The sequence below is a fragment of the Kitasatospora humi genome (assembly GCF_020907985.1).
In the GTDB taxonomy this organism is placed as follows: Bacteria; Actinomycetota; Actinomycetes; order Streptomycetales; family Streptomycetaceae; genus Kitasatospora; species Kitasatospora humi.
Map to the genome: position 1 here is coordinate 1 of NZ_JAJJPA010000099.1, position 10,249 is coordinate 10,249.

At 72.2% G+C, this 10,249-nt stretch carries 9 protein-coding genes; 4 read left to right on the forward strand and 5 right to left on the reverse strand.

Annotated features, from left to right (window positions below; genetic code table 11):
• Positions 1-159 precede the first annotated feature (159 nt).
• On the reverse strand, positions 160-528 hold the full coding sequence (locus LN042_RS36040) for a nuclear transport factor 2 family protein (RefSeq protein WP_230055685.1): 369 nt from the start codon (positions 526-528) through the stop codon (positions 160-162).
• 101 nt (positions 529-629) lie between these two features.
• Here LN042_RS36040 and LN042_RS36045 point away from each other — a divergent pair, with 101 nt between their 5' ends.
• Positions 630-3,476, forward strand: a complete 2,847-nt coding sequence (locus LN042_RS36045) for a helix-turn-helix transcriptional regulator (RefSeq protein WP_230055686.1) — start codon at positions 630-632, stop codon at positions 3,474-3,476.
• A 310-nt stretch (positions 3,477-3,786) separates the two neighbouring features.
• On the opposite strand, the gene LN042_RS36050 is transcribed toward LN042_RS36045, so the two are convergent.
• Positions 3,787-4,455 carry a response regulator transcription factor gene (locus tag LN042_RS36050; RefSeq protein ID WP_230055687.1) on the reverse strand — a complete coding sequence of 223 codons (669 nt, stop codon included), beginning with the start codon at positions 4,453-4,455 and terminating at the stop codon, positions 3,787-3,789.
• Entirely contained in the window at positions 4,452-5,582 is a 1,131-nt protein-coding gene (locus LN042_RS37080; protein WP_230055688.1) for a sensor histidine kinase, read from the reverse strand. The genes LN042_RS36050 and LN042_RS37080 overlap by 4 nt, the downstream gene beginning before the upstream one ends.
• A 146-nt stretch (positions 5,583-5,728) precedes the next feature.
• On the opposite strand from LN042_RS37080, the gene LN042_RS36060 reads away from it, so the two are divergent.
• From LN042_RS36060 to LN042_RS36070, 3 genes are read left to right on the forward strand one after another with little or no spacing between them, the layout of a single operon-like run.
• On the forward strand, positions 5,729-5,899 hold the full coding sequence (locus tag LN042_RS36060) for a hypothetical protein (RefSeq protein WP_230055689.1): 171 nt from the start codon (positions 5,729-5,731) through the stop codon (positions 5,897-5,899).
• A gap of 18 nt (positions 5,900-5,917) precedes the next feature.
• Complete coding sequence (locus tag LN042_RS36065; protein ID WP_230055690.1) at positions 5,918-6,778, forward strand: ABC transporter ATP-binding protein; 861 nt, start codon at positions 5,918-5,920, stop codon at positions 6,776-6,778.
• A gap of 10 nt (positions 6,779-6,788) precedes the next feature.
• Positions 6,789-7,769, forward strand: a complete 981-nt coding sequence (locus tag LN042_RS36070; protein ID WP_504871040.1) for an ABC transporter permease — start codon at positions 6,789-6,791, stop codon at positions 7,767-7,769.
• 335 nt (positions 7,770-8,104) lie between these two features.
• On the opposite strand, the gene LN042_RS36075 is transcribed toward LN042_RS36070, so the two are convergent.
• On the reverse strand, positions 8,105-8,677 hold the full coding sequence (locus tag LN042_RS36075; RefSeq protein WP_230055692.1) for a hypothetical protein: 573 nt from the start codon (positions 8,675-8,677) through the stop codon (positions 8,105-8,107).
• Positions 8,678-8,806: 129 nt separating this feature from the next.
• Positions 8,807-10,057, reverse strand: coding sequence for a WXG100 family type VII secretion target (locus LN042_RS36080; RefSeq protein WP_230055693.1), 1,251 nt, complete (start codon positions 10,055-10,057; stop codon positions 8,807-8,809).
• Positions 10,058-10,249 lie beyond the last annotated feature (192 nt).

The following is a 10,249-nucleotide window of genomic DNA, read 5'->3' on the forward strand; positions in this document are numbered from 1 at the left end:
AGAAGCTGCTCGGCATCACCGATGACGTTCCCGAACGGGGTGGGGGTGGGGTGCTTTCTGCGGGATGGGGCTGGCCGCGCGGCGGGGCGGGGTTTGCCGCGCGGTGGGGGTGGAGGCGGGCGCCGGCCCGGGGTCGCCGGCGCCCGCCGGGCGGGGTGGTCAGGCGGACGGGACCTTGTCCAGGAAGCCGAGCACCGAGGCGATCCGGCCCTCCTCGTCGGCCACCAGCACGTCGAAGCCGACCACCAGGGCGTCGGCACCGGCCGGTCCGAGGTTCCAGGTGAACCGGGCCTGCCGGTGGTGGGCGTCCACGCCGCCCTCGCCGAGGCTGAACTCCAGGCCCGGGAACTGGGCCTGGACGGCGCCGATGGTGGCGTCGATCGCGTCCCGCCCGGCGGCCTCCACCAGCGGGTCGGTGTAGCTCGCGTCGGCGGCCCAGCAGGCGTCGATCAGCTTGCGGCGCTCGGCCGGGGCGGTGGCGTTCCAGGTGGCGATGTACTGCTCGGCCAGCTGCTGAAGGGCGTTCATCTCGGTTCTCCTGTCGGCTTGTTGCGGCTCGTTCTTGCTGGTCATGACGTTAGGCAAGAAGCGCGACGGCCGAATCGGTCAGCCATAGGTAGGCTGCGGGCATGCTGTACGGACGGGCGGGGGAGCAGGCATCCGTCGATGCGCTGCTGGTGGCGGCGCGGCAGGGTCGCAGTGGGGTGCTGGTGCTGCGCGGCGAGCCGGGGATCGGCAAGAGCGCGCTGCTGGAGTACGCGGCCGAGCGGGCCGAGGGCTTCCGGGTGATCCGGGCGACCGGGGTGGAGTACGAGGCGGACCTGCCGTTCGCCGGACTGCAGTTGCTGCTGAACCCGGCGCTGGACCGGCTCCCGGTGCTGCCCGCGCCGCAGCGGCGGGCGCTGGAGGCGGCGTTCGGGTTGGCCGAGGGCGGCGGGTCGAGCGACCGCCTGCTCAGCGCGCTCGGCACGCTCGGCCTGCTCGCCGAACTGGCCGCCGAGACGCCGCTGCTCTGCCTGGTGGACGACGCGCAGTGGCTGGACCGCTCCTCGGCCGACGCCCTGCTGCTGACGGCCCGCCGGCTGGACCGCGAGGGCGTGGTGCTGCTCTTCGCGGCCCGGGACGGCGAAGGGGAGTTCACCGCGCCCGGACTGCCCGAGCTGCGGTTGGGCCCGCTCGACCCGTCAGCGGCCGCCGAGTTGCTGGCGGCCCGGACGCGGACCGCGGAGGGCTCGGCGGCCGACGCCGGTCTGCGCTACCGGGTGCTCGCCGAGGCCCGGGGCAACCCGCTGGCCCTGACCGAACTGCCCGCCGCCGCAGCGGCCGGACCACTGGGCAGCGAGGGCCCGGTGCCCCTCACCGGCCGACTGCGGGACGCCTTCCTCGGCCAGGTGGCTCGGCTGCCCGTGCCGACCAGGACGCTGCTGCTGGTGGCCGCCGCCGAGGAACAGGGTGAACTGGCCACCGTGCTGAGGGCGGCCGAGGCCCTGGGCGTCGGCGCCGCCGACCTGCCGCCCGCGGAGCAGGCCGGCCTGCTCCGCCGCACCCCCGGAGACGGCCGGCTGGCACTGCGGCACCCGCTGCTGCGCACCGCAATCCTCGAAGTCGCCGAGCTGGAAGAGAAGTTGGCCGTCCACCGGGCCCTGGGTGCGGTGCTGTTAACGAACGGTCAGGAAGACCGCGGCAGTTGGCACCTGGCGCTGGCGACCACCGGCCAGGACGCCGAGTTGTCCGCCGCGTTGGAGCGGGCCGGCCATCGGGCCGCCGACCGGGCCGGCCACTCCGGGGCGGCGGCGGCCTTCGAGCGGGCCGCCCGGCTGGCCACCGACCGGGAGAGCGCGACCCGCTGCCTGACCCTGGCGGCCGAGGCCGCGCTGGACGCCGCGCAAGCCCAGCGGGCCAAGGACCTCGCCGAGCGGGCCGCCAAGCTCACCGAAGAACCCTTTGTGCTGGCGGTGTTGGAGTGGGTCCGGGGCACCGCCGCCTTCTGGCGCGGTGACTACCCGGAGGCCCACCGGCTGCTGCTCACCGCGGTGGGGCGCGACATCGACCGGGCGATCGCGGCCCGGGGCCTGCTGCAGGCCTTCCACACCGCCTGGTACCTCGGTGATGAGCACGTCCGGGAGGTGCTGCGCCGACTTGCCGCGCTGCGACTGCCGGCCGATGGCGGGCTCGGCCCGCTGGTCGGGCAACTGCTCGCGATGGTCGGGCCGGCGTTCGGCCAGGCCGCGCCCGAAGCCGCGCAGGCCTCGGTCGGCGGTGGGTTGGCCCTGGTGCCGGCTGCGCAGGGCTCGGTCGGCGGTGGGTTGGCCCTGGTGCCGGCTGCGCAGGGCTCGGTCGGCGGTGAGTTGGCCCCGCTGCTGGCCGCCGCCCGGGCGGCGCGGGCGGCCGGCGCGGACAGCCCGCGTGACCTGGTTCAACTCGCCGGAGCCGCGCTGATCGCCGGTCGGGACGCCGAAACCTTCCTGCTGGCTGATGAGTTGATCAACGAGGCTCGCGCGGCCGGCGCGGTCGGTCTGCTGCCCACCCTGCTCTTCTTCCGCGGCGAGGCCGAACTCTTCCACGGCCGCCACCGGGATGCCGAATTGGCCGTCGCCGAGGGGCTGACCCTGGCCCGGGACCTCGGACAGGCCCAGTGGACCAGCCAACTAGCCGCACTCGATTCCTACTTGGCGGCCTTGCGGGGCGACGGTGCGCTGGTGATGAGCCGCACCGCCGAAGCGCTGGGCGAGGCCGTGAGCGCTTGGGGTGCCCCGGCGGCCGGCACCTCCTGGAGCCAATGGGCGCTGGCCGTCCATGACTTGGGGCAGGGCCGGGCCGCCGAGGCGGTCGATCGGCTGGCGGTGCACACCGCCGGGTCGTACCGCCACCACGTCTCGTCGATCCGCACGGTGCCCGATCTGGTCGAGGCGGCGGTTCGGCTCGGCACCCCGGAGCGGGCCGAAGCCGCGTTCGAGGAGTTCGCGGCCTGGTCGACCCGGATCGGCGCCCCGGCCTGGACCAGGGCGCTGGTGCTGCGCTGCCAAGCACTGCTGGGCCCGGCCGAATTGGCCGAGTCTGGCTACCTGGCCGCCCTGGAGCTGCACCAGGGCGCCGACCGGCCGTTCGAACTCGCCCGCACCAGCCTGCTGTTCGGCGAGTGGCTGCGTCGCTGCAAGCGCAAGACCGAGGCCCGAGCCCGGCTGCGCACCGCCCTGGAGGTCTTCGAGCGGCTCGGCGCCACCCCTTGGGCGGACCGGGCCCGGACCGAGCTGGGCGCCGCGGGCTCGGCGGCGCCGCTGGCCGCGCCCGTCGGGCCGCTGGCCGGGCTCACTCCGCAGGAGGAGCAGATCGCCAGGCTCGCGGCACGGGGACTCTCCAACCGGGAGATCGCCGCCCAGCTCTTCCTGAGCCCCCGCACCATCGGCCACCACCTCTACAAGGCGTATCCCAAGCTGGGCATCGCCTCCCGGGGAGAACTGGCCGCGCTGCTCTGACGGGACGACAGGACCGTGCTGCCCGGCGGACCGGCAGCACCCTGGTGGGCTCGTCGCGCACGCAGCCTGCCGCGACTGCGGGTCGAGGCCGAGCTTCAGGACGGTTGCCGTTGATCTCGTTGCCGGTGCCGTCCCGGGCCGGCAGGTGGTTCTCGGCGAACTCCATGGCGGCCGCGGGGCGGTCGTTCAGCCACGGCAGGGCGCCGTCGTCGTCCGCCGAGCGGGCCACCAGGTCGCCGGCCTCCCGGTGGACTCCCGCATCCCCTGTCAGGTCGCCGCCCGGCCGCGCTCGCCGTGCGGCCGGCGGGGTTCAGCCGGACGGCTCGCCCGCGCCCATCAGGCCGCCCTCCCAAGCCCAGGCGGCGATCTCCACCCGGTTGCGGACGCCGAGCTTCTGCTGAACGGCCGTCAGGTGGCTCTTGACCGTGGAGAGCGAGATGAACAGCTCGGCGGCGATCTCGTGGTTGGTGCGGCCGCGCGCGATGAAGCGGATCACCTCGACCTCGCGGGCGGAGAGCGGCCGGGCGGGCGCGGCGATGGCAGCGGCGCGGGCCGGGGCCAGCCGGCGGAGCAGCCGCAGGGTGACGGACGGGGAGATCAGCGCGTCCCCGGCGTGCGCGGCGCGCACCGCCTCGACCAGCAGGGCCGGGGAGGCGCCCTTGAGCACGAAACCGACGGCGCCGGCGTGCAGCGCGCCGTGCACGTACTCGTCGAGGTCGAAGGTGGTGACCACCACCACCCGGAGCGGATCGGCCACCCCGGGGCCCGCCAGGGCGCGGGTCACCTCGATGCCGTCCAGCCGGGGCATCCGGACGTCGACCAGGCAGACGTCCGGCCGCAGTCGGCGGGCCAGCTCGACCGCCTCCGCCCCGTCGGCGGCCTCGCCCACCACCGTGACGTCGTCCTGGTCCTCCAGGATCAACCGCAGGCCGGAGCGGATCATCGCCTGGTCGTCGGCGAGCAGGACCCGGATGCTCATCGCGGCTCCCGGGCCGTGACCGGCAGGCTGGCCAGTACCGACCAGCCGCCACCGGGGCGCGGCCCGGCGGTCAGCCGGCCGCCGAGCGCCTCGACGCGTTCCGCCATGCCGATCAGGCCGAACCCGCCCGGCTGCCGGTGCCGGGAGTGGCCGGCCGGCGCGTCGTCGGTGACGGTGACCGTGACGCCGTCCGGGCCCTGGGCCACGTCGACGGTGGCCGAGCGGGCGTGCGCGGCATGGCGGGCGATGTTGGTCAGCGACTCCTGGACGATCCGGTGCACCGTGCCGGCCACCTCGGGCGGCCAGGTCGGGAGTGGGCCGGCGGGCAGCCGCAGCCGCACCTCGGGGCCGTGGCCGTCGAGCCGCCGCACCAGCTCCGACAGTTGCTCGGGACCGGGAGCCGGAACCGCCGTGCCGACCGCGTCCTCGGTGTCCCGCAGCAGGCCGACGACGCGGCGCATCGCGGCCAGCGCCTCGCCGCCGGCTTCCTCGATTCCCGCCAGGGTGCCGTCCAGGGTCTCGGGCCGCCGGCGGGCCGTGATCCGTGCGGCCTGCGCCTGCACCACCATGCCGGTGACATGGTGGGCGACCACGTCGTGCAGCTCCCGGGCCAGCGCCAGCCGCTCCTCCCGCCGCACGGCGTCGGCGGCGGCGCAGCGGCGGTAGTCCAGGAAGCGCAACCCCAGCCCGGCGCCCAGGGCCAGCACCCAGGCCTGGCCGCCGACCCGGAACGGGGTGCTCGCCGCCGTCGTCAGCAGACCGGTGATCATCAGCGCCAGCCCCGTGAGGGCGGTGCCGACCGCCGCCCGCCAGGGCAGCGTCCGCATCGCTGAGCCGCCGAGCACCAGCAGACCCAGCACGGCGGCGGGGCCCGGCTCACCGGGCAGGTGGGCCAGCCGCGCGGTGATCGCGGCGGCACCGGCGACCACCAGGCCCAGGGCGGCGGCCCGGCCCCGGCCGCGTTGCCGGCCGAGTGCGATCAGGCAGACGACCGTGCCGATCGCGGCGTCGAAGCCCCAGACCCTGCCCTGGGCGGCGTACTGAGCGGCCATCAGCGCCAGCACCAGCGCGAACAGCACCCCCAGCGCCGCGTTGACCGCCGTCCCCGTGCGCACCGTTCTCTTCACCCCGCCCACGCTAGGGGACGGCGGGGGCCGCCGAACCGGCCGAAAGTACGACTCCGCGGGGCCAGGACCGTACCTTCGGCCGCTGCGGCGCCCGCGGCCCGGCCAGCAGGCTCGACCCCATGGCATCCTCCACACCCTTGACCCTCATGGCATCCTCCACACCCCTGGCACTGGCTTCCGCCCTGGCCGAGAAGACCGAGCGCAGCCCGCTGCTGTACGCCTGGCTGACCGTCCAGGTCGCGTTCCTCCTCGCCCTCGGCTACGGCGCCTACCGGCTCCTCCGGGCCTGGCGCACCAGCCGGCGTTCCCGCGGCTGAGCCCGGGGGGAGCAGACGATGACACCAGTGCTGGAAACCTCCGGGCTGACCAAGCGGTACGGCCGCCGCACCGCCCTCGCCGACTGCGACCTGTCCGTTCCGGCGGGGAGGGTGATCGGACTGGTCGGTGCCAACGGCGCCGGCAAGTCGACGCTGCTGCACCTGGCCTGCGGGCTGACCGCGCCCAGCTCGGGCAGCATCCGGGTGCTGGGCGCCGCGCCCGCCGCCGACCCGGCCCACCTGGCCAGGGTCGGCTTCGTCGCCCAGGGCGCCCCGCTCTACGCCGAGCTGTCGGTGGCCGACCACCTCGAGCTGGGGGCCAGGCTCAACCCGCGCTGGGACGCGGACCTCGCCCGACGGCGGCTGGCCCGGCTCGACCTGGACCCGCGGCAGCGGGCCGGCCGGCTCTCGGGCGGCCAGCGCGCCCAACTCGCCCTGGCCGTCGCCGCGGCCAAACGGCCCGACCTGCTGATCTTCGACGAGCCCGCCGCGGCCCTCGACCCGCTGGCCCGGCACGCCTTCCTGGAGCACCTGATGGAGTCGGTCCGCGAACTGGGCGCCGCCGCCATCCTCTCCTCGCACGCCCTGCCCGACGTGGCCTGGGTCTGCGACTACCTGATCGTGCTGGCCGCCTCCCGGATCCAGCTCGCCGGTGAGGTGGCCGAGCTGCTCGCCACCCACTGCCGGATCGGCGGCGATCCGGCCGCGCTGCCGCCGGGGGCCGAGACCATCAGCCGTACCGACCGGGGCGCCGTCGTCCGGCTGCCCGGGCCGCTGCCGCCCGGCGGTCCCTGGCGGGCCGACGCGCTCGACCTCGAAGAGCTGGCCCTCGCCTACCTCGACCGCGCCGAACGACTCCCCACGGAGGCCCACCGATGATCTGGCTGACCTGGCGGCAGCTCCGCGTCCAGGCGCTGGTGGCCCTGGGAGCGGCGCTGCTGCTCGCCGGCTACCTCACCGTGCTCGGCCGGCGGATCCACGCCGCCCACACCGACGGCTCGCCCACTGCGCCGGCCACGACACCTGCGGCGCTCTGCTCGGCGCCTTCGCCGACCGCTACCGCCTGCCCACCGAACTGCTCGGCTACCTGCTGCTCGCGGTGCCGGGGATCCTCGGGGCCTTCTGGGGCGCGCCGCTGGTCGCCCGGGAACTGGAGAACGGCACCCACCGGCTGGTCTGGAACCAGAGCGTGACCCGGGGCCGCTGGCTGGCGGCCAAGCTCGGCGTCGTCGGCCTGCTGAGCCTGACCCTCGCCGGCCTCTACAGCCTGCTGCTGAGCTGGGCGACCGGCCCGGTCACGGCCGTCCTCGGCAACCGCTTCGAGCCGGTGGTCTTCGCCGCCCACGGCCCCGCCCCGCTCGGCTACACCGCCTTCGCCTTCGTGCTCGGCACCACCCTGGGCCTGTTCTGCCGCCGCACCGTGCCCGCCATGGCCGCCACCCTGCTGGTCTTCACGGTGCTCCAGATCACCGTCCCGGCCGTGGTCCGCCCGCACTACGAGACGCCCGTCCGCACCTCGGTGCCGCTCACCGCCGACCTGATCGGCCACCTCACGAAGATCGGCACCTACGGCGACATCGACGGCCTCCGGGTCCCGGGCGGCCCATGGGTGGTGAACACCACACCGATGCTCGACCCCAGCGGCCACCCGGCGGGCCACGCCGCCTGGTTCCAGGACTGCATGGACCACAGCTCCTACGCCGAACTCGCGGCCTGCCTGGCCAAGGGCAACCTGCACGTGGACATCTCCGAGCAGCCGGCCGCCCGCTACTGGACCTTCCAGTACGTCGAGACCGCCCTCTTCACCACCCTGGCCGCCCTGCTCGCCGCCCTCGCCACCTGGCGCATCCGCCACCCGCTCACCACCTGAGGGCACCTCAACCGGCGGGGCGGGCGCCGGACGGTCTCCCCGAGGAACGCCCTGAAAACCAGTCAGGGTCGGTCCCCCTCGCGGGCGACCGGCCCTGAGCTGGTCCTACTGGGTCGGGGTGGCGGGATTTGAACTCACGGCCACTTCGTCCCGAATTACGGGCAGGGTGGTCGCTGAGGTCATCTGGGCAGATCAGAGGCGGTGTCAGGGGTGTTGGTGGCCTGGGTGTCCCGGTTGCTGCCGAGCAGATGCTGTGCATCAGTTTCCGGGCCCAGCAGACTCGCCTCATGGCAAACAGTCAGCTCGCTTCATGCCTGCGCCGTCTCCCGCCGGGCTCACGCGCGGCGGAAAAGGTTGGCGGCGTCGACGACCAACCGGTGGGGCGCGATGCTGAGCCCGAGCAGGTCCGCGACACAGGAGAACACCAGGAGCCGGTTGACCCGCTGGTCGTGGATCCGAACGCTGAACCTTTCCTTCGGACGGGCACTGTACTTCAGCTCGAAGCCGGCCGACTGCCTGGACTGGAAACGGATATGGGTACCGAAGAGCAAGCCGGCCAGCCCGGCGGACCCACTGAGACTCCTCACCATGGGCTGCTCGGTCAGTCGACTCAACCCCACTGGACGTCCGCGGAGCGTTCCCAGACCGGGCTGGGTGAGGAACCGTTTGTCGTTCCTGATGAAGAACGCCTCACGGTACTCGAGCTCGCCGAGCTGTACGCGAGCGGCCGACCAGGCCCCCGTGGGTTGTACGTAGCCCACGAGTTCGTCCAATCGGGGGCCGGTGTACACCTCGAAAGGGTGACGGCTCTTGTAGTAGCTGTTCTTGCGCATGACCGCGACCGGTATGGATCGGCTCTTCTCGCGAATGGTGAAGGCCGTCAGATCCGGTCTGTACTCGCTGGACATGGTGAAGTCGGTAAGTGTGTGGATCACCGCTTGCCACCCGTCCGCCTACCGCCCACAGCCATGTTCAGCCCTCCTCTGTGTCCGTCCAGGGCGTTCCTTCCATTGCAACATGCCACGCAGCTTGAACGCTCACGCTGCCGGTAGCATTGCTATACGAGAAGCCCCGGCCGCCGGTGACCAGCCGCCGTTCTTCTCAAAATCAAAGCCGCGCTGCTCCTCCTGGTCGATCAGGCTGCCGACCATGCCGCTGATGTCCGTGGGCCCGGTCAATTCGTCTATCACCTTGTGGACGTCGCCCTGGAGAGTTTTCAAGGCATCCTTCATCTGGTCGTAGTACTTCGAGATGTTCTCGATATCGCTTGCGACCTCACTGACGAGATCGTAGAGCTGGTACGCCATGAAACCTGTGAAGCCGGCCGCGATGACATCCGCCACGGGATCCTCCGGGCCGAGCCCGACACCCTCGATCACAGCATCGCCCTCGCCTGTCGCCGCCGCCTTCGTAGCAAGCTTCTTGATGGCTCCCCTGATCAGACTGTCGATGCCATTGAGTGCCATATGGGCGAGGGCGGCGATGGTCTTCTGCGCGTCCTGGTAAGCCTTGGCGACCACTTTGGCCGCGTCGCCGATCCCACCCATGCCCATGGTCCACTGGAAGAGATAGGAGTCGAAGGCCGTAGCAGCCTGCCCCTGCCACTCGCTGCCGAGCTTCCAGGAACCTTTACGCAGAGTCCCGGCGACTGTGTAACAGCCATCGCCGAGACTGTCATATGCACCGCGGAGGTAGTGCAACTGACCCCAGTCGCCGGCCAGTGGCTTGAATAGGAGATCCTCGATGCTCGAGCCGTTGATGAACGTGAATACGGTGTCCGCAATCAGCACATCCCGGTGGTTTTTATACTCTCTCGCCTTGAGGATGATAGAAACAAGACTGAGGTGCGTGGGCCCATCGCCTTCTTCTGCTGCCGGCTCATTCTTGATGTCGTCAGCGACATCCTTGTCGGTGAAGTCTCCGATGTAGGAGCCGCCAGGCAGCGAGGAGATGTCAGGGAAGCCGGAGTACGGCGTTGGGTAAATGGATTGCAGGTCCTGGGCAGCCTGCGTGTCGACTGTGCGGTAGTCGTCGCTGGTGCGCTGGATCTTGCCGCCGATGACGCCCATGCCTCGCTGGCATTGAGACAGCTTCCCGTTGAAGTAGTTCGACGCATCAGTAACGACCCCAGCCAGCGGGGCGAGAAGCGGCCCGTCGCTCAGACCGTCTGTCTTGGCGCACTCTTTACCGCTCCACTGCACGAGCCGCCCCAGGTGGTCACCCTGCTTGGCTACCAGGTTCGCGTAAGCCTGGAAGTCATCCAGCGGTGGAGTCTTGAACCCAGACATGTGTCCTCCCCCGATTCGCCAACGCCCCACGAGTGTCGGCGTAGTGACTATCGATCTTATATGACATGAAGTTCGAGCAGCTACAGAAGCGGGGGTGACCGATTACATACCGCTTCCGCGTCGGGGCGTGTCGGCAGAGCGTGAGGCCAGAAAGCGTGAGGTGCGTGGCCTCACGGTAGGCAAGGGCCCTAG

Bases quoted from the DNA above. Each gene is read 5' to 3' on its own strand.
- LN042_RS36045 (WP_230055686.1), top strand. From the start codon at position 630: ATGCTGTACGGACGGGCGGGGGAGCAGGCATCCGTCGATGCGCTGCTG.
- LN042_RS36060 (WP_230055689.1), top strand. From the start codon at position 5,729: ATGGCATCCTCCACACCCCTGGCACTGGCTTCCGCCCTGGCCGAGAAG.
- LN042_RS36065 (WP_230055690.1), top strand. From the start codon at position 5,918: ATGACACCAGTGCTGGAAACCTCCGGGCTGACCAAGCGGTACGGCCGC.
- LN042_RS36080 (WP_230055693.1), bottom strand. From the start codon at position 10,057: ATGTCTGGGTTCAAGACTCCACCGCTGGATGACTTCCAGGCTTACGCG.
- LN042_RS36040 (WP_230055685.1), bottom strand. From the start codon at position 528: ATGAACGCCCTTCAGCAGCTGGCCGAGCAGTACATCGCCACCTGGAAC.
- LN042_RS36075 (WP_230055692.1), bottom strand. From the start codon at position 8,677: ATGTCCAGCGAGTACAGACCGGATCTGACGGCCTTCACCATTCGCGAG.
- LN042_RS36050 (WP_230055687.1), bottom strand. From the start codon at position 4,455: ATGAGCATCCGGGTCCTGCTCGCCGACGACCAGGCGATGATCCGCTCC.